Annotated in this window: 17 protein-coding genes; 4 read left to right on the forward strand and 13 right to left on the reverse strand. The window is 63.3% G+C overall.

What is annotated here, in order from left to right; translation table 11 throughout:
* Positions 1–5 precede the first annotated feature (5 nt).
* The 4 genes from BGO16_RS10740 to dusB form a co-directional block, all read right to left on the reverse strand.
* Complete coding sequence (locus BGO16_RS10740; protein WP_292618682.1) at positions 6–2,306, reverse strand: PAS domain-containing sensor histidine kinase; 2,301 nt, start codon at positions 2,304–2,306, stop codon at positions 6–8.
* Between the two features lie 199 nt (positions 2,307–2,505).
* Positions 2,506–3,948, reverse strand: coding sequence for a nitrogen regulation protein NR(I) (ntrC, locus tag BGO16_RS10745; RefSeq protein ID WP_292618684.1), 1,443 nt, complete (start codon positions 3,946–3,948; stop codon positions 2,506–2,508).
* A gap of 9 nt (positions 3,949–3,957) precedes the next feature.
* A complete protein-coding gene (locus BGO16_RS10750; RefSeq protein ID WP_292618685.1) occupies positions 3,958–5,133 on the reverse strand; it encodes a nitrogen regulation protein NR(II) in 1,176 nt (391 codons plus the stop codon).
* Positions 5,130–6,173, reverse strand: coding sequence for a tRNA dihydrouridine synthase DusB (gene dusB / locus BGO16_RS10755; RefSeq protein WP_292618686.1), 1,044 nt, complete (start codon positions 6,171–6,173; stop codon positions 5,130–5,132). The genes BGO16_RS10750 and dusB overlap by 4 nt, the downstream gene beginning before the upstream one ends.
* 226 nt (positions 6,174–6,399) lie before the next feature.
* On the opposite strand from dusB, the gene BGO16_RS10760 reads away from it, so the two are divergent.
* Together BGO16_RS10760 and BGO16_RS10765 are read left to right on the forward strand one after the other, a co-directional pair.
* Positions 6,400–7,596: a bifunctional 2-C-methyl-D-erythritol 4-phosphate cytidylyltransferase/2-C-methyl-D-erythritol 2,4-cyclodiphosphate synthase gene (locus BGO16_RS10760; protein WP_292618687.1), complete on the forward strand. Its 1,197-nt coding sequence runs from the start codon at positions 6,400–6,402 to the stop codon at positions 7,594–7,596.
* A gap of 1 nt (position 7,597) precedes the next feature.
* Positions 7,598–8,224 carry a CinA family protein gene (locus tag BGO16_RS10765; protein ID WP_292618688.1) on the forward strand — a complete coding sequence of 209 codons (627 nt, stop codon included), beginning with the start codon at positions 7,598–7,600 and terminating at the stop codon, positions 8,222–8,224.
* Positions 8,225–8,236: 12 nt separating this feature from the next.
* On the opposite strand, the gene BGO16_RS10770 is transcribed toward BGO16_RS10765, so the two are convergent.
* Both BGO16_RS10770 and lipA read right to left on the reverse strand, forming a co-directional pair.
* Positions 8,237–8,704: a type II toxin-antitoxin system RatA family toxin gene (locus BGO16_RS10770; RefSeq protein WP_292618689.1), complete on the reverse strand. Its 468-nt coding sequence runs from the start codon at positions 8,702–8,704 to the stop codon at positions 8,237–8,239.
* Between the two features lie 11 nt (positions 8,705–8,715).
* On the reverse strand, positions 8,716–9,675 hold the full coding sequence (lipA, locus tag BGO16_RS10775; RefSeq protein WP_292618690.1) for a lipoyl synthase: 960 nt from the start codon (positions 9,673–9,675) through the stop codon (positions 8,716–8,718).
* A gap of 120 nt (positions 9,676–9,795) precedes the next feature.
* Between lipA and BGO16_RS10780 the strand changes: the two genes are divergently transcribed.
* Entirely contained in the window at positions 9,796–10,425 is a 630-nt protein-coding gene (locus BGO16_RS10780; RefSeq protein WP_292618691.1) for a DNA-3-methyladenine glycosylase, read from the forward strand.
* On the opposite strand, the gene BGO16_RS10785 is transcribed toward BGO16_RS10780, so the two are convergent.
* The 7 genes from BGO16_RS10785 to BGO16_RS10815 all read right to left on the reverse strand — a co-directional run bounded on the left by BGO16_RS10785 (position 10,406) and on the right by BGO16_RS10815 (position 22,710).
* Positions 10,406–11,572 (reverse strand): MFS transporter, encoded by a 1,167-nt coding sequence (locus tag BGO16_RS10785; RefSeq protein ID WP_292618692.1) that lies wholly within the window; start codon positions 11,570–11,572, stop codon positions 10,406–10,408. The genes BGO16_RS10780 and BGO16_RS10785 overlap by 20 nt on opposite strands.
* Positions 11,569–14,433 carry a valine--tRNA ligase gene (locus BGO16_RS10790; RefSeq protein WP_292618693.1) on the reverse strand — a complete coding sequence of 955 codons (2,865 nt, stop codon included), beginning with the start codon at positions 14,431–14,433 and terminating at the stop codon, positions 11,569–11,571. Before BGO16_RS10790 ends, BGO16_RS10785 begins: the two co-directional genes overlap by 4 nt.
* A 238-nt stretch (positions 14,434–14,671) precedes the next feature.
* Positions 14,672–15,349, reverse strand: a complete 678-nt coding sequence (locus tag BGO16_RS10795) for a DUF2497 domain-containing protein (RefSeq protein ID WP_292618694.1) — start codon at positions 15,347–15,349, stop codon at positions 14,672–14,674.
* 300 nt (positions 15,350–15,649) lie between these two features.
* Complete coding sequence (locus BGO16_RS10800; protein WP_292618695.1) at positions 15,650–17,047, reverse strand: TolC family outer membrane protein; 1,398 nt, start codon at positions 17,045–17,047, stop codon at positions 15,650–15,652.
* A gap of 432 nt (positions 17,048–17,479) precedes the next feature.
* Positions 17,480–18,611, reverse strand: a protein-coding gene (gene prfB, locus BGO16_RS10805; RefSeq protein ID WP_292618696.1) for a peptide chain release factor 2 whose coding sequence is annotated in 2 segments (ribosomal slippage) — positions 17,480–18,541 and positions 18,543–18,611 — 1,131 coding nt in all. Because the reading frame shifts where the segments join, the coding sequence is not laid out codon by codon here.
* Positions 18,612–18,746: 135 nt separating this feature from the next.
* Positions 18,747–21,239: a penicillin-binding protein 1A gene (locus BGO16_RS10810; RefSeq protein WP_292618697.1), complete on the reverse strand. Its 2,493-nt coding sequence runs from the start codon at positions 21,237–21,239 to the stop codon at positions 18,747–18,749.
* Between the two features lie 172 nt (positions 21,240–21,411).
* The gene (locus BGO16_RS10815) at positions 21,412–22,710 is read right to left on the reverse strand and encodes an N-acetylmuramoyl-L-alanine amidase (protein WP_292618698.1); all 1,299 of its coding nucleotides are present in this window, start codon (positions 22,708–22,710) and stop codon (positions 21,412–21,414) included.
* Positions 22,711–23,408: 698 nt separating this feature from the next.
* On the opposite strand from BGO16_RS10815, the gene BGO16_RS10820 reads away from it, so the two are divergent.
* Positions 23,409–26,465 (forward strand): Rne/Rng family ribonuclease, encoded by a 3,057-nt coding sequence (locus tag BGO16_RS10820; RefSeq protein ID WP_292618700.1) that lies wholly within the window; start codon positions 23,409–23,411, stop codon positions 26,463–26,465.
* Positions 26,466–26,531 lie beyond the last annotated feature (66 nt).

Consider the following 26,531-nt stretch of genomic DNA (forward strand, 5'->3'; position numbering starts at 1 on the left):
CCCAGTCAGTTGCCGGTTGCAACCTTTGCTTTCGTTTCATCGCCGGTCGACGCACCGTCGTCAGTCGCTCCGCCGCTCCCGTCGGTTTCACTTTTTGCGCGCCCGGATATCGCAAACCGCAATCGCATCCAGGCTCCGCGCGCTTCCGGTCTTATGGCGGAGGCGTCATTGAGTTCGAGTTTTCCGCCGTGGTCTTCCAGCACGCGCCCCACAATCGCGAGACCAAGGCCGGTGCCCTTCTCGCGCGTCGTGACGTAGGGCTCAAGCAGGCGCGCTCGCGCAACTTTCGGCAGGCCGATTCCGTTGTCGATTACGTCGATAACAATGTCGTCGCCCTCCCGCGCGGCGATGACATCGATCCGGCCTTTGCCGAGTGTCTCCGGCGGCACCGCCTCGATGGCCTCGGTCGCATTCTTGATGATGTTGGTCAGAGCCTGCGAGATCAGCCGCCGGTCGAACTGGGCGCGCATCGGGTCGTGCTTGATGTCGGCTTCGATCTCGATTTCGGGATGCCCGACGCGCATGAGAAAAACCGTCTGCCGAACCGTGTCGGCGACGTCCTCGCCTTCCATCACCGGCTTCGGCATCCGCGCAAAACGCGAGAATTCGTCGACCATCCGCCTGATATCCTCGACCTGGCGCACGATCGTATCGGTGCACTGCTCGAAGATCGGCTTGTCTTCCGTGATCGCCTTGCCGAACTTGCGGCGAATGCGCTCGGCCGATAGCTGGATCGGCGTCAGCGGATTCTTGATCTCATGCGCGATCCGCCGGGCTACGTCACCCCACGCGGATGTGCGTTGTGCGGTCACGAGTTCGGTGATGTCGTCCAGAGTGATGATGTAGCTGTCGCGCGATTGACTACTCTGCTCGGCGCTGATGCGCACCGAGATATTGCGCTCGTTGCCGTCGCGATTGATGTTGACCTGTCCCTGCACCAGCCGCTGGGTCCCCTCCCTCGCCGTCTGCATGAGATCGTTGAGCTCCGGAATCACTTCGGACAGCGGATGTCCGAGCGTTTCCGATTCAGAATGACCGATCAGCTTCTCGGCAGACCGGTTAAGGATGCCAATGTTATTGGCGCCGTCGACGCCGATGATGCCGGCGCTTGCCGACGACAATACGGCCTCGATGAAACGGCGGCGGCTGTCGATCAGGCCGCTCGCGCTGACGAGTTCATCACGCTGCATCCGCAACTCGGCTGTCATCTTGTTGAAGGTTTCGCCGAGCTGGGCTAGATCGCCTTCGGATTTGAGGACAGGCACCTGAACGTTCAGGTCGCCGGTGGACACGACGTTCGCCGCGTTCATCAGGCGACGGACGGGTGCGACGAACCGGTCGGCGAAGTTCAGCGCCAGCAGCACCGACGCCATCAGGATGGTCAGCGCGATTACGGCAAACATCAGCGCGAACGCCACCTGGATGCCGAGGCGCCGCGCCTCGATCGTGGCGTACACGGCCACGCTTGCCTCGGTCTGCTTCAGTTGCGCGACGACATGGGGATCGAGCAGGCGCGCCACATAAAGAAATTTATCGTCGAACGCGCGCAGCCGTATGACGGCGGCGACATAGTTCGCTTCTGGAAATACAGCGATTTGCGGTTCGTCTTCCCCGACGTTCTTGAGAAAATCCGGGTTGGGCGTGGTGTAGGTCCGCTCGATGCCGGTTTGCGCGGACACCAGCGCATTGCCGTCCTTGTCGATCAGCATCGCACCCGGCAGGTTGCGGGCTTTCGCGTTCGAGGTCAGAAGCTGGTTGAATGTCGCGCGGTCCTGATCGTACAACGGCCGCGCGTTGGAGATATCATTGGCCATGCCGATAATATCGCCGCGAATGAGCTGGGCGTGCTCGTGCAAATAGGCGTTGGCGACGATCAGCGAGTTCTGGATGACTTCCCTGGTGGGTCCAGAAAACAGGCGGTCGAGACCGCGATCGATGGTGACGTTGGCCACCACCGACACCAGCACCGCCGGCAGCACCGCGATCACCGAGAACAGGCTGACGATCTGGACGTGGAGTTTCGCGGCGGCGCGGCCGCGCCTGCGGGCCTGAACCACCTGCCAGACTTCGAGGGCGATGATCCCGATAAGCAAAAGGATGATGGCGGCGTCGATCAGCAGGAAGGTGACGACGACCCGGTGGTTCGGCTCGATCGGGGTGAGGCCGACCAGAACCACGAAGGTCAGGAGTGCAGACAACAGCGCGAGCCCGATCGCAACCGCCGCTAGAAGTCGGCGCGGGGTCCAGCCGCGCGGCTCGGCAAATGACGGATCGTGGGAGGGGGCCCGCGTGTCTGCGCTAATCATCCTGGGAATAAGGTTTGAAGGTTTGAAGTTCGCTGACTAAACTGGCCGCACCCGGCAGCGAACTGATGCATTCCTACAACAATGTTGCACAATTGAGACATTTCCGCGGCGCGATCCTTCGCGCGGGGACGGGCCAAGCTTCGCATAATTTGCTGATTCGGTCTGGATTATAATCGAAAACAGGCCGAATGCGGCCGCGTTATTCTCCGGTCCGATAGACCTGGATATCCAGATCGCGGATTTTCTTGCGCAGCGTATTGCGGTTCAAACCCAAAAGGTCGGCTGCCCGAATCTGGTTGCCGCGAGTCGCGGCCAGAGCTGCCGTGAGAAGCGGGATCTCGATCTCCCGCAAGACGCGATGATACAGGCCCGGCGGGGGCACGCCGTTCGGAAAGGCCGAAAAATGCGACGACAGGTACATCTCGACGGCCCCGCCGAGGCTGTCGACGCCCTGGCGGCCGCTGCCGCCTGAAACCACGGGAGGAGGCGCAAGTTCGCCGTCGATTACGGGGCCGGTGATGACGTCCTGCGGATAGAGCGCCGCCAGCCTGCGCGCCAGATTTTCCAGTTCGCGGACGTTGCCGGGCCAGCGATGCCGCTTCAGGCGCTCGATCGCGAGCGCATCGAGCTTCTTGGGCGGCAGCCCGTCCTTTTCGGCGAGGGCGAAGAAGTGCCGAATCAGATCGGGCAGATCCTCGATGCGTTCGCGCAGCGGCGGCAGGCGCAGCGGCACCACGTTGAGGCGGAAGAACAGGTCCTCGCGAAACAGCCCCTGCTGGATCAGAACGCGAAGATCCTTATTGCTGGCTGCGACGATACGAACATCGGTCTTGATCGCGGTGCGTCCGCCGACAGCAGTGTACTCTCCCTGCTGCAGCACGCGCAGCAGACGCGTCTGCGCCTCCATCGGCATGTCGCCGATTTCGTCGAGAAACAGGGTCCCTCCTTCGGCCTGCTCGAAACGGCCGGAGGCGCGGTTATTGGCGCCGGTGAAGGCGCCGCGCTCGTGGCCGAACAACTCCGATTCGATGAGGTCGCGGGGGATCGCAGCCATGTTGACGGCGACGAACGGACCGTTGCGCCGCTTGCCATAGTCGTGAAGCGCGCGCGCGACCAGTTCCTTGCCGGTGCCGGACTCGCCGGAAATCATCACTGTCAGGTCGGTCTGCATCAGCCGCGCCAGCACGCGATAGATGTCCTGCATGGCGGGCGAACGGCCGATCAGCGGAATGGACTCGAATTCGTTCTCGCTACTGCGGCTGGCGGCGCGCTCCTTGGGTTCGGCGAGTGCGCGGCCGACAATCGCGACCAGTTCCTTGAGGTCGAAAGGTTTCGGGAGGTATTCATACGCGCCACGCTCGGAGGCGCGGATCGCCGTCATGAAGGTGTTTTGCGCGCTCATTACGATGACCGGCAGGTTCGGCCGCATCTTCTTGATGCGCGGCAGCAGGTCGAAGGCGTTCTCATCCGGCATCACGACGTCGGTGATGACGATATCCCCCTCGCCCTGGCTGACCCATCGCCACAGCGTCGCCGCGTTGCCGGTGAGACGCACCTCATATCCTGCGCGCGACAGCGCCTGATTGAGCACCGTGCGGATGGCGGCGTCATCATCTGCGACCAGTATGTGAGCTGCGGGCATGTGTCGTCCTCATCCTGGATCGCGTGAGGCGTGTGACGCCATCTCCGGGGCGGCGGCATCGTCGCTCTGCCGGTGCTTTGAACTTATGTCGAACATCGGGAGCAGGATGCGGAAGGTGGTTTTGCGCGGCTGCGATTCACATTCGACGATGCCACCGTGATCGCGGACGATTTTGGCGACCAGCGCGAGTCCGAGCCCGCTTCCGGCCGGCTTCGTGGTTACGAACGGGTCGAACAGGTTGGGCAAGAGATCCTCTGCTACGCCGGGACCATTATCCTTGACGCAAAATTCCAGCGGCAGCGACACGCGTGACTTGTTACCGGGCACCGACAGACGGAGGCCGGGACGGAATGCGGTCGTGAACTGGATTTCTCCCTCGCCTCCCAGATCGGCAACGGCTTCCGCGGCATTCTTGACGAGATTCAGAAAGACCTGAATCAGTTGATCCCGATCGGCGAGAACCGGCGGCAACGACGGATCGTAATCCTCGGCAAACCGGACGTTCCGCGCAAAGCCGGACTGCGCGAGCCGTTTGACATGATCGAGCACCGAATGAATGTTGACCGGGCCTCGCGTCACCGGCCGTTCATCGCCGAACACTTCCATGCTGTCGACCAGCGTGACGATGCGGTCCGCTTCGTCGCAGATCAGGCGGGTCAAAATCCGGTCTTCCGACGATGCTCCCTGTTCGAGAAGCTGCGCCGCACCTCGAATGCCGGAGAGCGGATTCTTGATTTCATGCGCGAGCATGGCCGCGAGCGCCGTCACCGAGCGCGCCGCGCTGCGATGGGTCAACTGCCGATCCATCTTGTCGGCCATGGTGCGCTCCTGAATCATCACCACGACGTGGCCGGGCCGTTCCGTCAGCGGCGCGACGTGCAGGTCGACCTGGCGGTCGCGGCCGATCCGCGGCGTGCCGAGATCGACCCGGAATTCGTTCACCGGCGAACCGGCGTTCCGCACCTGATCGATCAGCGGCAGCAGCGGGCTGCCGAACGGGACCACCTCCTTCAGCGGCAGCCGCTGCAGGAACTGCGCCGACATTTCGAAGAACGACTCCGCGGCCGCGTTGGCGTCGACGATCCGGCCGTCGGGCGCGACCAGCAGCACCGGATTTGGAAGCGCGTTGAGAACAGCCTCGCCGTCGGATGGCGCAGCGCGCGCGCGCTCCACAAGCGACGTCATGCTGCGGCGCTCCATCCGAAATCCTCGAATGCATCCACAAGAGAGCGCTGCACGCCAGCCGGATCGTCGGCCGTCAGAATTTTTCCGCGCCATATCTTGAGGACGGACGTGGAAACATTTCCACTGGCGGCCGCGATCCCGAGCGCCCAGCCGAGATGTTTTCGCGCATGACGAAGACCGATACGAAGGCCGTAGTGCCGAAGCAGATCGTCATAAAGCGCGCGGATATACGCCAACTGGTCCGCGAGCGACGGCGGCGGTTCGGCGACGCCCGTCTCCAACCGGCGTCCGATCTGCCCCGGCATCCAGGGCTGACCTTGCGCGCCACGCCCCACCATGACGGCATCGGCGGTCGATTCCTCCAGCGCCGCGACGGCTGCCTCGAACGAGGTTATGTCGCCGTTGACCACCACGGGAATGCGGACCGCCTGTTTCACCGCCCGCACGGCTTGCCAGTCGGCGCGACCCTTGTAGAACTGGCAACGCGTGCGGCCATGAACGGTGATCATCCGCACGCCGGCGGATTCGGCGCGCTGCGCGAGCGCCGGCGCATTGAGCGAGCGATCGTCCCATCCAAGCCGAATCTTGAGCGTGACCGGCACCTTCACCGCGCCGACCGTCGCCTCGATCAGTCGCAAGGCGTGGTCGAGATCGCGCATCAAGGCCGACCCCGACTGGCCGCCTGTCACGTGGCGGGCGGGACAACCCATGTTGATGTCGATGATATCGGCGCCCGCTGCCTCGGCGATCCGCGCACCTTCCGCCATCCAGTGCGTCTCGCAGCCCGCGAGCTGAACCACGTGCGGTCCGCCACCGGTTGCTTCGCAACGGAGCACGGACATGGGACGCCCGCGCACGAGATCGTCGCTGGCGGTCATCTCGGAGACCACGAGCCCTGCCCCCAGCGATTCCGCAAGACGACGGAACGGTCGGTCGGTAATGCCGGACATCGGCGCAAGAAAGACGCGGCTGGCGATCGGGATATCCCCGATCATGAGCGGATTTTGATCTGATGCAGGGCGGGACGGGTTGGAAGTCATAAGCCTTTGGAACTCTTGCAAGCCGCCCCGGAACTGTCGATTATTTGGGCAACAATATCGAATGCCTATAGTTTAGCCAATTTCTTACATGTTACAAGTGCGCTGCAGCACAAATAATCCGGGGCCAACCCCTTGGGACACCTGCTGGTTTTGTTCCGAGCGTGGTAAGGGCAGTGACCCGAGCGGGATTCCCGTCTTCCAACCTCATTTATACCTGTCGATTCCAATGCCGACCTCTCCACGAACGGCCGCCATCATTGTCGCAGCGGGGCGCGGACTTCGCGCCGGCGCCGGCGGCCCCAAGCAATACCGGACAGTCGGCGGACGGACCGTGATTGCGCGGGCCATGGAGGCATTCTGCGATCACCCCGACGTCTTCGCTGTCCAGCCGGTGCTGAACCCTGATGACGCCGAGATGTTCAATCAGGCCGTCGCCGGGTTTGACTACCGCCCCCCGGCGAATGGCGGCGCCACGCGCCAGGCCTCCGTTCATGCCGGCCTCGAGGCGCTGGCCGCCGACGCGCCGGACATTGTGCTGATTCACGATGCCGCCCGGCCGTTCGCAACGCAGGCATTGATCAGGCGTGCGATCGACGCAGCCAACATCACCGGCGCGGCGGTGCCCGTCATTCCCGTGACCGACACCATCAAGCAGGTCGATGCGTCGGGAGCCGTCAATGCAACTCCGGATCGCGCGACGTTGCGGATCGCGCAAACGCCGCAGGCGTTCCGTTTCGATGTGATCCTCGACGCGCATCGCCGCGCCGCGCGCGAGGGCCGCGACGATTTCACCGACGACGCTGCGCTCGCGGAATGGGTAGGATTGACGGTCGCAACATTTGAAGGCGATGCTGCCAACATGAAACTGACCACACCGGAAGATTTCGTGCGTGAGGAAGCCCGTCTTGCGGCGGCGCTCGGCGACATCAGGACCGGCACCGGCTACGACGTCCACGCCTTCGGCGACGGCGATCACGTCATGCTGTGCGGCGTGAAGGTCCCGCATAATCGCGGCTTCCTCGCCCATTCCGATGGCGACGTCGGCCTGCACGCGCTGGTCGATGCCATTCTCGGCGCGCTCGCGGATGGCGACATCGGTTCGCATTTCCCTCCGAGCGATCCGCAGTGGAAAGGCGCGGCCTCTGACAAATTTCTGAAGTATGCCATCGAGCGCGTCGCGGCGCGCGGCGGCCGCGTCGCCAATCTCGAAGTCACGATGATCTGCGAGCGGCCCAAGATCGGTCCTCTGCGCGAGACGATGCGCGCACGCATCGCGGAAATTACCGGCGTCGCGATCTCGCGGGTGGCCGTGAAGGCGACCACAAGCGAGCGTCTCGGCTTCACCGGACGCGAGGAAGGAATCGCTGCGACCGCCAGCGCGACCATTCGCCTGCCCTGGAACGAAAAGAGCGGGAGCGCCTGACATGAGCGGCAGCGACATTCGCGCCATGTCGCGTTCGCTGCTCGATCTTTGCCGGATGCGCAAGCTCACTATCGCAACGGCCGAATCCTGTACCGGCGGGCTGGTCGCGGGCGCGCTGACCGAGATTCCCGGCTCCTCCGACGTGGTCGATCGCGGTTTCGTCACCTATTCCAACGACGCCAAACGCGCGATGCTGGGCGTCAAGGCCAGCACGCTCGACAGTTTCGGCGCGGTCAGCAAGGAAACCGCGACCGCCATGGCGATCGGCGCGCTGGAACGCGCCGGCACCGATCTGGCCGTCGCCATTACGGGAATCGCAGGGCCAGGAGGCGCAACGCCCGGCAAGCCCGTGGGCCTTGTTCATTTCGCCGCCGCCGCGCGGGACGGTCGCCTGACTCATCGCGAATGCCGTTTTGGCGCGATCGGCCGCAGTTCGGTGCGGCAGCGTTCGGTCATTGAGGCCCTGCGGATGCTCATGGAGCTGGCGCGCGGTCCGAAACCACCCGCAAAAGTCCGGCGCGAGCGCGCCAGCCGCCTGCATCCACGCAAGGCGCGGACACCGTTACGCCGGACCGGCGAGCGGCGACGCACAGCCGGACCAAGAAAGCCCGCGCCGAAGACAAGCTGAAAGGACGTTGCGTTATCCGGCGGCGCGCGGCGTTCCGTAAACGACATCGGCGCGCTTTTCAAACGCCGACGCAAAGCGCTGGAACGCGGTATCGAACATTGCGCCCATCAACATCGCCAGCATCCGGCTCTTGAAATCATAGCTGATGAAAAACCCGACCTCGCAGCCTTGGTCTGTTTTCGGTTCAAACGTCCAGCGATTTTCCATGTGGCTGAACGGCCCCCGGAGATACTCGACAAGAATTTTGAGGTTCGGCCGATCGAGAGTCACCTTGCTCGTGAAGGTCTCGCGCACCAGCTTGAACGACACGGTCATATCGGCCACCACGACTTCCTTGCCGTCGGCCGCCGGCGTGCGCTGCCGCACTTTCAGCGACTGGCACAACGGCACGAATTCCGGATAGCGCTCGACATCCGCAACAAGATCGAACATCTGTTCCGAACTGTATCGCACGCGGCGCTTGCTGGAGAACGTCGGCATGTCGGTGGGGCTTACCGCGGCTGGTTCGCGCGCGCGGCCTGCAACTTCGCAAAGTCCTCGCCTGCATGATGCGACGAGCGCGTCAGCGGACTCGCCGACACCATCAGAAAGCCCTTGGTGTAGGCGACGGTCTCGTAGGCGGAAAACTCCTCCGGTGTGACATAGCGCATCACGGCGTGATGCTTGCGGGTCGGCTGGAGGTATTGCCCGATGGTGAGAAAGTCGACGTCCGCCGAGCGCAGGTCGTCCATGACCTGCAGCACCTCATGCCGTTCCTCGCCGAGCCCGACCATGATCCCGGACTTGGTGAAGATCGTCGGATCGATCTCCTTCACTCGCTGCAAAAGGCGGATGGAGTGGAAATAGCGCGCGCCGGGTCGTACCGTCAGGTAGCGCGACGGCACGGTTTCCAGGTTGTGGTTGAAGACGTCGGGCTTGGCCGCAGCGACTGTCTCAAGCGCGCCGTCCTTGCGTAGAAAATCCGGCGTCAGGATTTCGATCGTCGTCGCGGGGCAGCGCTCGCGGATCGCGCGAATGGTCTGGGCAAAATGCTCCGCGCCGCCATCGTCGAGGTCGTCGCGATCGACAGAGGTGACGACGACGTGCGCAAGCCCCAGCTTGCGCGTCGCCTCGGCGACATATTCGGGTTCGGACGATTCAAGCGCGCCGGGCATTCCGGTCTTGACGTTGCAGAAAGCGCAGGCGCGCGTGCAGGTGTCGCCCATGATCATGAAGGTCGCGTGCTTCTTGTCCCAGCACTCACCGATGTTCGGGCAGCCGGCCTCCTCGCACACGGTAACGAGGCCGTTCTCCTTGACGATCCGGCGCGTATCCGCATAGCCGCGCGTGTTCGGCGCGCGCACGCGAATCCAGTCCGGCTTCGGCGGTGACGGCGCATCGGGCCGGTTGGCCTTTTCCGGATGGCGCGGCCGGACGGGATTGGCGGAAACGGTATCGAGGACGACGACCATGAATGATCCGTTGTACAGGAAACTTTAGGTAATCCGCCTGGCGCAGCACTGCAACCCGCTTCGCCAGATCGGTCTAATGTGTAACATATCCCACCGCGTACCGCCCGCCCCCATTGCCGCATGAAAACAACTCCAAGCCCGACGACATTCGACAGCCCGAACCCGACTGCTCTCGGCAAGCTGCTCCATCGCTCGTTTTTCGGCCGCAGCGTTCATGAGGTCGCGCCCGAATTGATCGGCGCGACGCTGCTGGTGGACGGGGTCGGCGGCCTCATCGTCGAGGTGGAGGCCTACCATCACACCGAGCCGGCGGCACATTCCCATCGGGGACCGACGCCGCGGAACATGGTGATGTTCGGTCCGCCCGGCTTCGCCTATGTCTATCGCTCCTACGGCATCCACTGGTGCGTCAACTTCGTGTGCGAAAAGAACGGCTCGGCAGCCGCCGTTCTGATCCGCGCGCTGCAACCGACCCACGGCATTCCGGCGATGCGGCGGCGGCGCGGGCTGCACGACGAGCGCCTGCTGTGTTCAGGACCGGGCAAGTTGTGCCAGGCGCTCGGCGTATCGATCGCGCACAATGCGCTGCCGCTCGACGCACCGCCGATCGCGGTCCATCAGCGCACAGCCGAGCTTGAAGTCGTCACCGGCGTGCGCATCGGCATCACGAAAGCCGCCGACCTGCCATGGCGATACGGATTGAAGGGCTCAAAATTTCTGAGCAAGCCGTTCAGGAACGTTGCGTCCTGAGATCGATCATCAGCGGGAATACAATCATCGGCACGACGGCGAGGCCGATCGGCACGAACGCGAAAGCGGCGTTCCCGGTGAAATCCCAGACCATCCCGCTGACAATCGAGATCAGCATCGCGATGCCGTAACCGATCGTGAACATTCCCGCGGACATGCGCGGCACGTCCTCCGGCGCAACGAGCAGCGCCGGCAGCGTCAGCACAAGAGTCAGACCCACGGCGCAGGTGCAGCCGACCAGCGCGGCAGCGCCTACGATTCCCCACAAGCTCGTGGTGGTTGCGACGCCCAAAGCGCCCAACAGGCCGAGAACGCCGGTGAGGACGAGCGGCCACTTCCGCCGCTCCAGCCGGCCTGCGATGAGCATGAGGAGAATCGATCCAGGCAACTGTCCGAGGTTGAGCGCAGACAGCGCCGGCCCGATCAGGTCGGTATGGCCGGTTTGCAGCAGCAGGCCGGGCAGGAATGCATTCGTGCAGAAATAAAGCTGGTTGTTCGCGCTGGCGACGAGGCCAACCTTCCAGAGCAGCGGATCGCGCCAGTCCGGCATCCAGCGGCCATGCCGCGCCGCCACGCCCTCCCCGCCTGGGCGTGCGATGAAGACAACCAGTGCGATCGCAACCGAAGCAAACGACCAGAGTCCGAGGCTCGCGCGCCACCCGCCTCCCAGCAAGGGGACGACGATTGCCGCGAATATGACGGGAAAGATTTCCCCGCACAGCAAGCCGTTTGTGTAAACGGCGGTGGCGAAACCGATCCGGTGAGGCACCCATTGCCGCACCAGCGGCGGCAGTGCCGGTTGCATCAGGGCCACGCCAGCCGCCATCACCGCGGTTGCGGCGAACAGCGTCATCGCATCGAGGGCGAAACCGCGCAGCGCCGACCCTGCGCTGGCGACCAGAAGGCCGACCACCAGCGCCTTGATGGCGCCGACGCGAGCGATCAGCAGCGATCCGGGGACCGCGATCAGCGCGAACAGGCTGACCGGAATGGCGTTGAGAATGCCGACCTCGGTTCCGGACAGCGCAAGATCCGAAATGATGGCCGCCAGCACCGGCGGCACCGCGAGGATCGTAAGCCGCAGTCCGACGCCGCTAAGCCAGAGCAGGCTCAACGGGCGCAGCGACGACGACCGCGCTGCACTCACTCAGCGGCCTTCAAACGCTCCAGCGCCTCGACGAACTTCGCCTTGCGCGCAACTGCTGCTTCCCGCTTTTCCTTTTCATCCTCGACAATATCTTCGGGCGCGTTGGCGATGAAATTCTCATTGCCGAGCTTCAAGTCGACCCGCATGATATCGGCATCGGCCTTGGCGATCTCCTTCTCCAGACGTGACCGCTCGGCGGCGAGATCGATGACGCCCTTCAGCGGCAGCGCGGCGACTTCACCGCGGATCAGCAGTTGCACCGAGCCAGCCGGCGGGCTTTCTACCGAGATCGTCCCCGATACTCTCGCCAATCGATTGAGCATGCTGTCCCAAGCTCGAGCTAACTCGAATGTCTTAGACGACGGCTTTATTAGCGCGAGTTGAACCATCGTTCTTGCTGGAACGTTCATCTCGGTGCGTATTGAGCGGATCTCTGTAATAAGATCAATTCCCCAGCCGATCTCGGCCTCCGCCGCGTCGTCGCGGAAATAAGGTTTCGACGGATTGGCAAGCGGCTCCGGCGCGGAATAGGGATCGCAGGCGACCGCCTCGAGCAGCGCCTGCTGCTGGTCGGTGAGTTCGGCCTTGACCGACCACGGAGACAGCGTCAGCAATTCTGTCCGCTCCGATGTCACCGCCCACAACTCCTCGGTGATGAACGGCATGAACGGGTGCAAAAGTTTCAGGATTTCATCGCGCGCCCATGCGACCATGGCGCGGGTCTCCGACTTGGCGGGTCCGTCCTCGCCGATCAGAACAGGCTTTGCGAGTTCGAGATACCAGTCGCAATAGACGTTCCAGACAAAGCGGTAGATTTCACCGGCGGCGTCGTTGAAGCGATAACCTTCAATGGCCGCGGTGACTTCGCTCGTGGCACGCGCGGTCTCGTGAACGATCCATCGGTTGAGCGTTTCCTTCGCGGCGGTGGGATCGAACCGAGCGGGAACGGCGCACTCGTTCATTTCCGCGAAGCGGCAGGCGTTCCAGAGCTTGGTCGCGAAATTGCGATAGCCTTCGACCCGCTGCGGCGACAGCTTGATATCGCGGCCCTGCGCCGCCATCGCCGCGAGCGTGAAGCGCAGCGCATCGGCGCCGTATTTGTCGATCAGATGCAGTGGATCGATGACGTTGCCCTTCGACTTCGACATCTTCGCGCCGCTCTCGTCACGGACGAGCGCGTGAATGTAGACCGTGGGAAACGGCGCTTTCTTCATGAAATGGAAACCCATCATCATCATCCGGGCGACCCAGAAGAAGATGATGTCGAAACCGGTGACCAGCACGTTGGTCGGATAGTAGCGTTTCAACTCCGGCGTCGCGTCCGGCCAGCCGAGCGTCGAGAACGGCCACAGCGCCGAAGAGAACCAGGTGTCGAGCACATCCTCGTCGCGGGTGATGAAGCCATCGCGTTTTGCCGGATCGCTCGCCATTTCGGCGCCCTGCTCCGCGGTGATGACACCCTGTTCGACATAATAGCCGAGCGCATGGCCGACGGCTTCGTCCTCGGTCTCCGCGACGAAGACCTTGCCGTCCGGGCCATACCAGGCCGGAATCTGGTGACCCCACCAGAGCTGGCGCGAGATGCACCACGGCTGGATGTTTTCCATCCAGTCAAAGTAGGTCTTCTCCCAGTTCTTCGGCACGAACGTGGTTTCGCCCAGCCGCACGGCCGCGATCGCCGGCTGCGCCAGTTGCTTGGCGTTCACGTACCATTGATCTGTCAGATAGGGTTCGATGACCGCGCCGGAGCGGTCGCCGTGCGGCACCATGTGCGCATAAGGCTCGACCTTTTCGAGGAAGCCGAAATCTTCGAGGCGCGAGACGATCGCCTTGCGCGCGGCGAAACGGTCGGTGCCATGCAGTTCCTCGGCCAGCATCAACGCGCCTTCGGGCAGGCCGCGCAGATAATCCTCGTTGTCGGATAGCTCCAGCCGGCCTTCGCGATCGAGCACACTGATCTGCGGCAGGCGGTGGCGCTTGCCGACCTCGAAGTCATTGAAGTCATGCGCCGGGGTGATCTTGACCGCGCCGGTGCCCTTTTCCGGATCGGCATAGTCGTCGCCGACAATCGGGATGATGCGACCGACCAGCGGCAGCACGACATTGCTGCCGATCAGATGCTCAAGCCTCTCGTTCTCGGGGTGAACGGCGACGGCGGTGTCACCCAGCATGGTCTCGGGCCGCGTGGTGGCGACGACGATATAGGTCGAACGGTCATCCGGATCGAAACTCTTGCCCTCGATCGGATAGCGCAGATACCACAGGCTGCCCTTGACCTCGATCTGCTTGACCTCGAGATCGGAGATCGCGGTGAGCAGCTTTGGGTCCCAGTTGACCAGCCGCTTGTCCTTGTAGATCAGGCCGGAGCGATGCAGTTCAACGAACACCTTGGCGACCGCGCGCGACAGGCCTTCATCCATGGTGAAGCGCTCACGCGACCAGTCGCAGGAGGCCCCCAGCCGCTTCAACTGGTTGACGATGACGCCGCCGCTTTCCGCCTTCCACTGCCAGACCCGATCGAGAAACCTGGCGCGGCCCATCTCACGGCGGCCGGGCTCCTTCCGCTCCGCCAACTGCCGCTCCACCACCATCTGCGTCGCAATGCCGGCGTGATCGGTGCCGGGTTGCCACAGCACGTCGCGGCCGCGCATCCGCTCGAAGCGGCACAACACGTCCTGCAACGTGTTGTTGAGCGCGTGACCCATGTGCAGCGACCCGGTGACGTTCGGCGGCGGGATCACGATCGTGAACGGCTCGGCGTCACGGCGCCCGGCCCGCCCGGCCTTGAAGGCGTCAGCCTCTTCCCAGAGACGGGACATGCGGCTTTCGATATCGGCAGGCTGATAGGTCTTTTCGATCATGGCGATGCAATCATACTTGGCGCCGTTTCGGGCGAATTCGCAGAAATAATGAAGAGCGGCTGACCGCCGAGAGCACGATCCTATCCGAAAACCGGCTCCCGCCTTTCGGGATCCTGTCCTAAAAGCCCCTCAGCGCGCGCCAAGTCAACACGATCGCCGAACAAACCGGCTCAGGTGAGCGGATGCCGGCTACCAGAGGGCAAGCAGGGCGGACGCTGGATTACGGTCCGCAAACAGGTCACGGCCGCCCGCGCGATACCCGCTCGATTTCTGTCTTGACGATGCGTTCGACCAGTCCCGGCAGGTTGTCGTCGAGCCAGGACTTCAGCATCGGGCGCAGCATTTCCTTGACGAGGTCTTCAAGGGTGCGAGCGTTATTGCTCAAAACCGTGGTGGCGAGCGAGTTGAAGGCGGTCTCGACCGCCGAAACCGTCGAATGCGACAATATTTGCGCTGTCGGCGCGGCGTTCCGGGCCGCTGGCCGTTCGGCGGCGACCGGATCCTGTCGAGGAGCCGGAGCCGTTTCCTCAAATTCCAGATCGTCCTGCGGTTCGACCTTCTGGAAGGCGGTCTGCACCGGAGACGGAACGGCCATCTCGTCGGTCAGTTCAAATACCTCGTCGACCGGATCGTGGACGTGACTGGGTATCGGGGTCGGGCGGACCTCCTCCCCTGTGGTTGCTGCATCGAGGTTCGCGAGCATGGCATCAATATCATCCTGACTGTTGCTGTCGGACTGCTTGGCGGGCATGGCCGGTTTGGCGACAGCAGGAGCCGGCGGAGGTTTCGCAACCGTCGCATCTGTGGTCGCGGCCTTCGCGGCCGCCGCAGGCTTTTCGTCATCGGCGATGATGCGGCGGATCGACGCCAGAATCTCCTCCATCGAGGGTTCCTCGACCTTAGCAGGCTGCGTCATGGCCAACTCCAAATCTTCGCGGTCCGCGCTAGCGTCCTGGCATCAAGCAACAGAGGATTTTCCGGTCCGGATGCGCGGGCCTGAACTTCGACGCATGCCGCTTCGATCGCACACCCGATTTGTCCCCGATCAGGCGCTGCGAATCGATGCCGATATCAATTCTCCGCCCCGGACTTCTGCAGTAAGCCGACCCGAACCCGGATGACGCACGAATCGCTTCGCAGCCTCATGCAAAGGTATGGCACGGCATAAATTGATTGCAAGCAAAGGGCTGTGGACACGACCCTCGTCGGTCCGTGATTACTGCCCTGATGGCGTACGCACGCCGGCCCAACTGTCGCGAACCTGATGATAATGGACACTTGGATCGTAAACGGTCGTGTTCAGCTTCAGCACCTGCGGCGACAGGCGCCCGACGGCATTCAACACGGCGTAGGACGCGACCACGCGATCGTGTTGAGCCGTCACCAGCGCCACCCGCGCGTTGACGAGCGTCTGTTGCGCATTCAACACGTCGAACGTGGTTCGCTGTCCGGCCTTGGCCTCTTCGCGAATGCCGTTGACCGCGATCTCGGACGCCTCGACCTGCGCTTGCGCCGACGCCACCTGCGACTTGCCCGCGACCAACTGGCCCCACGCCTGCACCACGCTGGCGCGCGTCTGGTCGCGGACCTGTTCGAGAGTAAGGCGTTGCTGCGCCAGCGTTTCCTTGGACTGGCGGATCAGCGCATACTCCGCACCGCCCTGATAGATCGGAACCGTCACCTGCGCGATCGCGGATGCGAAGAACTGCTTCTGCATCGTGAGTTGCTGTGCGTAGCCCTGCTGCACGTTGGCCTGGAGACTCACGGTCGGGAACAGCGCGCCCTCGGCCACCTTGACCTGAAGGTGGCTGACGTCGATGCCGTACATCGCCGCGGTGACGTTGGGATTTTGGGTCAGGCTGAGATCCACGGAGCCTGCGAGCGTGGTCGGGAAAAAGCGGTCCACCGGCGATCCCGGCGCCAATTGTCCGGGTTCATTACCGACAATGCGGCGAAAGTTCGCGCGCGTGGTCGTGAGATTGGACTCGGCGGTCATAAGCTGGGTGCGACCGGCGGCAAGCTGAGCCTGCGACTGCGCAACGTCGGTGCGGGTGACTTCGCCGACATTGAAACGATCGCGCGTCTGCTTGAGCGTCTCTTCAAGCACGCGGACGTTGCTGCGCTGGACTTCCACGATGGCGGAGTCACGCAGGTAATCCATGTAGATGGTTGCCGCGGAGAGCAGAACGGTCTGTTCGAGAACCCTCAGGCCCTCACGCGAGGCCGAGACCTGACCTTCCGCCGCGCGGGTCCGGTTGGAGGTCTGGAAGCCGTCGAAGAGGGTCTGCGACACCGTGGCGCCCAAAGCCGCCGGCGCCTGTGCACCGCGAAGCGTCTGCCCGGGGCTCCCCGGCGCGCCTTGCGTGGCATCGGTGTACTGGTAACCGCCGCTGGCCGTCACGGCGACCTTGGGCCGGAAGCCGGACAAAGCCTGCGGGACATTTTCGTCGGTTGCGCGCACTGCGGCGCGCTGTGCGTTGAGCTGAGGATTGGTCTGGTAGGCGCGCACCAGCGCCGCCTCGATCGTATCGGCGAAGACAGGTGTCGCCGCCCCCGACCATGCCGTCACAAAAGCCAGCGCGGCTGACCCGGCAAGCACCCTCATACCACCCATCCGCGGAATTCCATCTCTTTTTCCGGACGCTGCAGAGGTTGCACCTCTGCACCGGACCCCCTCGAGTCAGTTGTCCCCATACGAGCATATTCGCTGCGAGAGCGAGACGGAACCCCTTACGGGCGTTCGCGATCGAAACTCTCACGCTGGGGCATCGCGGCCACACTCAGACCCACTGGACCGGAATTGCGGCCGAATTAAACCACGCCAGCCTTCGACAACCTTTTCGTTTTTTCGCAATGGCCCGACTGGCTTTCCTCAACTTGAAAAGAATGAACCTGATGCAACATCTTAACTTCAAAATTATTTATGGAGTGCTCGGCGTACCAGACGTTCACCCTCGACACCAACACCAGACAGCAATAAAGCCGCCACGCACGGTGCTTAGCCCTGTCTTGCCTCCCGGGCTGGCGGAACTGGCTCCGGCATCGGCTAATCCACGTCTTCGACGGCGCCCGGCGAGATGCCGAAGGCTTTTTGCGCCAGCGTCGCCGCCATGAATTCATCAAGCTCGCCGTCAAGCACGCCAGAGGTATCTGACGTCTGCACCCCGGTTCGGAGATCCTTCACCATCTGATAGGGCTGCAGGACATAAGACCTGATCTGATGGCCCCAGCCGATGTCGGTCTTGGCCGCCTGATCCGCGGCCGCCTGCTCTTCCCGCTTCTTGAGTTCGATTTCATAGAGTCTCGCTCGCAGCATGTCCCAGGCCTGCGCCCGATTCTTGTGCTGCGAACGCCCGGCCTGGCAAACGACCGCGACACCAGTCGGAACGTGGGTCAGCCGCACCGCCGATTCGGTCTTGTTGACGTGCTGGCCGCCGGCGCCGCCGGAGCGCATGGTATCGGTGCGGACGTCGGATTCCTTGATGTCGATCTTGATGCTGTCGTCCACCACCGGGAAGATCGCCACGCTCGAAAAAGACGTGTGGCGTCGTGCGTTGGAATCAAACGGCGAGATCCTGACAAGACGGTGCACGCCCGCCTCGGTCTTGAGCCAGCCATAGGCATTGTGGCCGCTGACCTGGATTGTTGCCGACTTGATGCCGGCCTCTTCGCCGGGCGTTTCTTCCAGATACTCGACCTTGAAACCGCGATTCTCCGCCCAGCGCGTATACATGCGCAGCAGCATCGCGGCCCAGTCCTGGCTCTCGGTGCCTCCGGCGCCGGCATGAACCTCAAGATAGGTGTTGAAGCGATCCGCCTCGCCCGAGAGCAGCGCCTCGAGTTCGCGTCGCGCGACCTCCTTTTTGAGAGACTTCAGGGCGGCTTCGGCTTCCTCAACGACGGCCTGATCGTTCTCGGCCTCGCCGAGTTCGATCATCCCGATCTGGTCCTCCAGTTCGCCCTCGACCTTGCCGATACCGGTCAGCGAATCCTCCAGCGAGGTCCGCTCCTGCATCAGCTTCTGCGCCTTCTGGGGATCGTTCCAGAGATCTGGATCTTCGGCGAGTTTGTTCAGTTCCGCCAGTCGCGCGGTCGATGCTTCGACATCAAAGATGCCTCCTCAGCAGCCCGACCGACTGCTTGATCTCTTCGACAAGTCTTTCGATTTCAGCGCGCATGGCTACTCTAATCCGCGGCTCACGCCGTCGTTCAACGATGGCAGGTGATGTAGCCGCGAAGGCCGCAAAGCGCAATCGCATCGATTGAGCATTATCCTGTCGGAAAACTGGTTTTCTATTTTCGGGATCACACCACTAATAAAGCCCGCCCGTTCCGGGCCGGAACAGGCTGCGGTCGGCGTCGGGAAGCGACTGCGGCTGGCGACCATCCGGATCCGCTACGCCGATCACAGAATAATTGTCGGGCGGCGCGGTGCCGGGCTTGAAGGCTTCGAGGATGGTCCTGCCGGTGTCGCCGGGACCTGCGCGCATGCCGGTCTTGGCGTCGACGCGAACCAGCTTGATGCCGGGAGGCGGAGAGAACGGGGTGGCCGGCTTGTCGGCGAGCGCGATCTTCATGAAATCGCGCGCGATCGGCGCCGCGAGATGTCCGCCGGTCGCGGTACGGCCGAGGTTGCGCGGCTTGTCGTAGCCCATGTAGACGCCGACGACGAGGTCGGGCGAGAATCCGATGAACCAGGCATCCTTCTGGTCGTTGGTGGTGCCGGTCTTGCCGGCGATCGGCTTGCCGACATCGCGCATGACAGTGGCGGTGCCGGCTTGCACCACACCCTCCATCATCGACGTGATCTGATAGGCCGTCATCGAATCCAGCACGCGCTCGCGGTGGTCGATCAACTGGGGCTCGGGCTGGTTCTTCCAGCCCTCCGGCGCATCGCAACCGCGGCACTCGCGCGTGTCGTGCTTGTAGATGGTGTGGCCATAGCGATCCTGAATGCGGTCGATCAGGGTCGGCTTCACGCGCCGGCCGCCATTGTCGAACATCGAATACGCGGTCACCATCCGCAACACGGTGGTTTCGCCGGCTCCCAGCGCATAGGAAAGATAGTTCGGCAATTCGTCGTACACCCCGAATCGCTTGGCATATTCGCCGATCAAGGGCATGCCGATGTCCTGCGCCAACCGCACCGTCACGGTATTGAGCGAGAGCCGCAGCGCATTCCGGAGCGTTTGCGGACCGTAGTATTTTTCCTTCGAGTAGTTTTCCGGGCGCCACACGCCCGACCCCTGCCCCTGATCGATTTCGATCGGCGCATCGACGATGACGGTCGAGGGCGTATAGCCGTTGTCGAGCGCCGTGGAATAGACGATCGGCTTGAACGAGGAGCCCGGCTGCCGGTAGGCCTGTGTCGCGCGATTGAACTGGCTCTGATCGAACGAGAAGCCGCCGACCATTGCCAGCACGCGACCGGTCCGCGGGTCCATGGCGACCATCGCGCCGGACACGAGAGGCAGTTGCCGCAACCGGTATTCGCCTTCGACGGCCTGCCCGTCCTTGCCGATCAGGGGATCGGCATAGATCACGTCGCCGGGCGAGAGCACCTGCGACACCTTCGTCGCCGCATGACCTCGCGCCGGGCCGGAAGCGACCTTGGCCCACTTGACGCCGTCGAGCGTGATCAAGCCCGTTTGCCGCTCTTTGCTCACGGCGCCGCCAAGCTCACGGCCCGGCTGGAATCCGATCCGCGCGGACTTGTCGTCGGACTCAAGGACCACCGCCATCCGCCACGGCGCGATGTCGGACAGCGATTTGACATCGGCGAGCTTCACGCCCCAGTCGCCGGAAATATCGAGCTTGCTGATCGCGCCGCGCCAGCCCTGGGCCTCATCATAATTGACGAGGCCATTGGCCATGGTCTTGCGCGCTATCGCCTGCAATTTGGGATCGAGCGTGGTGCGGACCGACAGCCCCCCCTCGTAGAGCTTCTTTTCGCCGTAGCGTTCAAACAGGTCGCGCCGGACTTCCTCGGCGAAATATTCGCCGGCAAAAGTATGCGCCCCGTTGGCGCGGCTGGTCACGATCAGCGGATCCTTGCGGGCCTTGTCGGCGTCGGCCTGCTTGATCCAGCCGTTTTCCAGCAGCCGGTCGATGACGTAATCGCGCCGCTCGACCGCGCGGTCGTGATTCTTCACCGGATGCAGCGTCGAGGGCGCCTTGGGCAAGGCCGCGAGATAGGCGGCCTCGGCGACGGTCAATTCGTTGACCGACTTGTCGAAATATACGAGCGAAGCGGCCGCGATGCCGTAGGCGCCGAGGCCGAGGTAGATCTCGTTCAGATACAGTTCGAGGATCTTGTCCTTCGAATAGGCCCGCTCGATCCGCATCGCGAGCAGCGCTTCCTTGATCTTGCGTGTAAAGGAGACCTCATTGGTCAACAGGAAATTCTTGGCGACCTGCTGGGTGATCGTGGAAGCGCCCTGCGGCCGCTTGTTGGACCCGTAATTCTGGGCATACAGCAGGGCCGCGCGCGCCATGCCGGAATAATCGATGCCGCCGTGCTCGTAGAAATTCTTGTCCTCCGCGGCCAGGAACGCGTTGATGACCAGCTTCGGCACCGCCTGTATCGGCAGATAAAGCCGGCGCTCTTTCGCGTATTCGCCGAGCAGCGAGCCGTCGGACGCATGGACGCGCGTCATCACCGGCGGCTCATAATTCTGAAGCTGGGAATAGTCGGGCAGGTCCTTGGAAAAATGCCAGATCAGTCCTGCCGCCGCCGCGACGCCGACCAGAAACAGGATCGTTCCCGCTGCAAACAGAAAACCGACGAATCGCAGCAGCAAGCGCATTATCGATGTCCGTTTCGTTGCCGGCCGCCGGCGATATGGCGGCGCGTCCGCAAGCCTTGTTCGTCGGTTGATGCATCCGTTCGTCGAAGCATCCGCCGGACGGGAACTCCGGTTGTGGCCGATTCTGCGAACTTTGCGACAACTTTTCTATAGAGCGGCGGCTGTGGCCAAACTAGGGCTTCAGCGGGCTGCCGCCAGCCGAAACCACCCTTTTTGCAAGAAACGTCTCGACGGCCTTCGCGACCGAACCCACCGTTTTGGAGCGCCAGTCGTCGGACACCATCTGGCGGAGGTCAGCCTTGTTGGAGACGAAACCGAGTTCGACCAATACCGACGGCACGTCGGGCGCCTTCAATACCCTGAACCCGGCCGACTTCAGCGGGTGCTTGTGCATCCGCATGGTCGTTTGCATCTCACCCATCAACAGCCTGGCGAAGCGATTTGAAAACGTGCGCGTTTCCCGCTGCGCGAGGTCGATCAGGATATCGGCGACGTCGGTCGGCTCCTCGGTCAGATTGACGCCTCCGATGGCGTCGGCCTTGTTTTCGGCCTCCGCCAGCCGCTCCGCTTCGGCATCCGACGCCTTGTCCGACAGCGTGTAGATCGTTGCGCCCCGGGCGTCGCCCTCACGGCGCGGCAGCGCGTCCGCGTGGATCGACACGAACAGCGCAGCGCCGTTGGTTCGGGCGACGCGCACCCGCTCGGCCAGCGGAATGAAGGTGTCGTCGGTCCGGGTCATGACAACGTGATATCTGCCGTCGTGCTCGATGCGGTCACGCAGAGCCACGGCAAAAGCAAGCACCAGGTCCTTTTCCGTCTCACCCGTCGAGGCTTGGGTTCCGTTGTCGATTCCGCCATGCCCCGGATCGATCACGACCACCGGACGCATGTCCGAAGGCGTGGCGCCCCCGGTCGACCCGGTCGCATCCTCGACGGCTGGCTCCGGAGAAACCGCACCCCTCAACCCTTCAGAACTGTTTGAGGCAGCCAAAAGGCGTTTGAATGCGGCCCGATCGACGGTTTCCAATTCGACCACCAGGCGGGGCGGCTGACCGTTTGCGGCATCGAGCACATAGGCTTTTTCGATTTTCGCGGGCCCTGCGAGATCGAACACGATCCGCGATCCGCCGGGCATCACCAGCCCGTAGCGGAACGCCTTGATCAGGCCCCGTCCGGTGTCGCCAGCGCCGGGCGCGAGGCGAAAGCTCACCTGGGGGATGTCGATGACGGCCCGGTCAGGCTCGGCCAGCAAAAAGGCGTGGACATCGATCTTCTTGTCGAGATCCAGGATGAAGCGGGTCTGCTTCATATCGCCCGCGAGCCGGACCTCCGAGGCGACCGGAAAATCCCCCGCGACATCGGGACGATCAGAATCGGTCCCGGCGGCGCGTGAAGCTGCGCCGGAAAGAAACAGCGCAGCGGCGCAGAGCCAGATGATTCCCAGATTTGTGCGGCTCGCCAACGAACCCATGCCTCCGAGCTGCCTTTATTACCGCAATAGGACCGCAGGGTTAATCAGACCTTAACCCGTTGACCACAAATACCGGCAGTGTTGCCGGCCGGCGACGCTGTCCCTTGCAAGCGGCAAACAATCCACGTATGTAAGATGACGCTGACGGTTAAACTTCCGGTTGTGTCGCGTTCAGCCTCCCGGTGCAGCGCAGGACTTCAAGTTGTTCGAAGTGCCCGCGTTCCCGCCCCTCCACTGCCAGCGCGTCGCGCGGCCGATTTGGACGGCGGTTTCCAGCCCAGGGAGGTGTCCGGTGGCAGATTTTTGCGCCGGCAACGGTTTCAGAAGGTTCGGGAACGGTTTCAGGAAGGTAACCACCGATTATCCCGGCCCTGCGGCCACGAGGTACGACAGCCGACCGGCACTTTGGCGCCGCGTCGGTCCGGCAGCGAGATCCACGGCGGCGCTTTTGCCGCCGACCTGTTCAGACGGGCCCGACGCCTGATGCGCCAGACTGAAGAGCCGACCAAAATCCCCGCAAAGACCGCGCCGACGCGAGGCGAGAGCTTCGCGCGCCGCGCCGGGAACAGGATCGGCTGGGCGCCCAGGATCGCATCGCGGCCTTCCCCTCACCCCCGAATCAGGTGGACCGTTGCGTCACCCGGCCGCGCGGCACGCGCGCGCCGTGCCATGCGCCCTCCGCCGCCAAGAGCTCCAACATGTCCAACAAACCCAACAAAATGTTGATCGATGCCACCCACCCGGAAGAAACCCGGGTGGTCGTCGTTCGCGGCAACCGCGTCGAGGAATTTGATTTCGAATCGGCCCAGCGCAAACAACTGCGCGGCAACATCTATCTGGCCAAGGTCACCCGCGTCGAACCTTCGCTGCAGGCCGCGTTCATCGAATACGGCGGAAACCGACACGGCTTCCTTGCCTTCAGCGAAATCCATCCGGACTACTATCAAATTCCGGTTGCCGACCGGCAAGCGCTGATCGAGGCCGACGAGCGCGCGCATCGCGAGGCGGAGGAAGAACCGGAAGATCGCGCCGGCCGCCGCCGTTCCCGGAATCGCAGTTCCCGCCGGCGCGATCACGGCGAACGCGTGCAAAGCGCCGTCGTCGAGGATGCGGACCATGAGGACGCGGCGGCCGATGCGACGCAGTTCAGTGAGCCGCACGGCGGGCCGACGCCCAACGATCACATCGGACACCAGGACGAGGTGCAGGATCACGATCATCCATACGAGGATGATGCGAATCACGATCACCACGAGCAGGCGCATGACGGCGCGGGGCACGACGATCTTCACGGCTCCGATCGTTACGAAACCGATGCCGACGGCCCGCACGAATCGCAAGACCTTGCTTTCACGTCCGCCTCGGACAACGCTGCCTCCGAGCATCGCGACGAAGCGCATGATGCCTCCGACGAAGTCCCGGTAGCATCCAATCCGCACGCGGCCGATTTCGAGCCACAGGCCCCTGACGCTCAAGACGATCATGCGGAACCCGCCGTTCTCGCCGCCGAGGAGGCACACGAACCTCACGATCATCACGAAGCTCACGATCACGACGTCGTCCCCTCCGAAGAGGACGAAGACGATGGCGAAACCGAGGAGGACCAGCAGGTCGAATCCGTCGGCGGCGACGATGCGCTGGAGGAAGTGCCCGAGCGCGCCTACCGGCCGCGGCGCCAATACAAGATTCAGGAAGTCATCAAGCGCCGCCAGGTGATGCTGGTGCAGGTTGTCAAGGAAGAGCGCGGCAACAAGGGCGCTGCGCTGACAACTTACCTGTCGCTGGCCGGCCGCTACGCCGTGCTGATGCCCAATACCGCGCGCGGCGGCGGCATCAGCCGCAAGATCACCTCGGCGCAGGACCGTTTGCGGCTGAAGGAGGTGGTGCAGGATCTCGACGTGCCCGAAGGCATGGGGGTTATCCTGCGCACCGCCGGAGCCTCGCGGACCAAGCCCGAGATCAAGCGTGACTTCGAGTACCTGATCCGCATGTGGGAAACCGTGCGCGACGTGACCTTGCGCTCCCAGGCGCCGACGCTCGTGTATGAAGAAGGCTCGCTCATCAAGCGCTCGCTGCGCGATCTTTACAGCAAGGAAATCGACGAAATCCAGGTGGCCGGTGACGCCGGTTATCAGGAGGCGCGCGATTTCATGAAGATGCTGATGCCCTCCAACGTCCGCGCGGTGAAACCATATCGCGACTGCCAGCCGCTATTCTCGCGCAATGGCGTCGAAAGCCAGCTCGATGCGATGTTCTCGCCGACGGTGCAGCTCCGCTCCGGCGGCTACATCGTGATCAACCAGACCGAGGCGCTGGTGTCGATCGACGTTAATTCGGGCCGTTCGACCCGCGAACATCACATCAAGGATACGGCGCTCAAGACCAACCTCGAGGCCGCCGAGGAGGTCGCCCGACAGTTGCGCTTGCGTGATCTCGCCGGTCTGATCGTCATCGACTTCATCGACATGGACGAGAAGCGCAACAACCGCGCCGTGGAGCGCAAGCTCAGCGATTGTCTGCGCCACGACCGCGCCCGCATCCAGGTCGGACGCATCTCGCATTTCGGCCTTCTGGAAATGTCGCGCCAGCGCATTCGCGCCAGCATGCTGGAAAGCTCGACCGAGCCCTGCCCGCACTGCGGCGGCACCGGTCACGTACGCTCGGTTCCTTCGGTGGCGTTGCAGTTGCTGCGCAGCCTGGAGGAAACCCTGATGAAGGGCGCGACGCACAATCTTGTCGTGCGGACACGCACCAACGTTGCGTTGTACGTGCTCAACCAGAAGCGCGGTCATCTGCGCGACCTCGAACGCAGCTTCAAGGTTGGCCTTTCCGTGATCGCCGATCCTGCGATCGCTGGCCAGCAATCGTTCGTCATCGATCGCGGCGAACAGGTGCATACGCTGGAGGCCGCGAAAGCGCTGCTGGCCACGCAACTTGCCGCATTCCCTGCGCAGGCCGACGAAGTCCATGAGCATGAGGACGAGCAGCCGCTCGAAACCGAAGCCGCGACCGAGACCGGCGACACCGAAGCCCGCGCCGACGAACAAACGGCTGTCGAAGCAGAAGGTGACGGCCGCAAGCGCAAGCGCCGGCGACCCCGGCGCGAACGGCCCGTCGAGACCCGCGAAGACCCGGTAACGCACGATGACGACGCCGACAACGTCCTGATTCCCGCTGATTTCGCCGCGGCGCCTTTCATGACCGGCGACGTCGAAAATGACGGAGACGACGCCCGAGTGCAGGCCCCCGAAGCGCGGGCCGAGACTCCGGACGGAGAACGGCGCCCGCGGCGTCGCGGACGACGCGGCGGTCGGCGGCGCCGCGGCGGTGCCGACGCGGGCCTTGTCGATTCGATTTCCGACGAACTCGGCCCGACCCCGGCGCCAGAAGTCATCGAAGCCGTCGCAGATTTCGATTCGGCGCCGATCGTCCCTGAACCGCAGGCCGGCTCGACTGATGCCGAGACCCCGCCGCGGAATTCTACGGCTCAGCCGGACATCGCCACGGCTCCCGACGAAGCCAGGGAGGAGGCGAAGGATGAGGCTACACCCGAATCCGAAAAAGCGGTTCGCCGTCGCTCGACAGTGCGCGAGAAGGTGAGCTTCACTTCGGAAGAGGCGTCGCCGGTGGCGCCCACGGTTCAAAGCCAGCCGGAAGAAACCGCTCCCGAGCCGCAACAGCCTCCGGAAGAATCGGACGAAGACCGTCCGCGGCGCGCAGGATGGTGGTCGCGCCGTTTCGGTAGCGGCGGCTGAAACGGTCTCTTCTCAATTCAAAACGCCCGGTTACACCGGGCGTTTTTGCATAGATTGCACAAGGTT

It is taken from the genome of Nitrobacter sp. 62-23, from assembly GCF_001897285.1.
Taxonomy (GTDB): domain Bacteria; phylum Pseudomonadota; class Alphaproteobacteria; order Rhizobiales; family Xanthobacteraceae; genus Nitrobacter.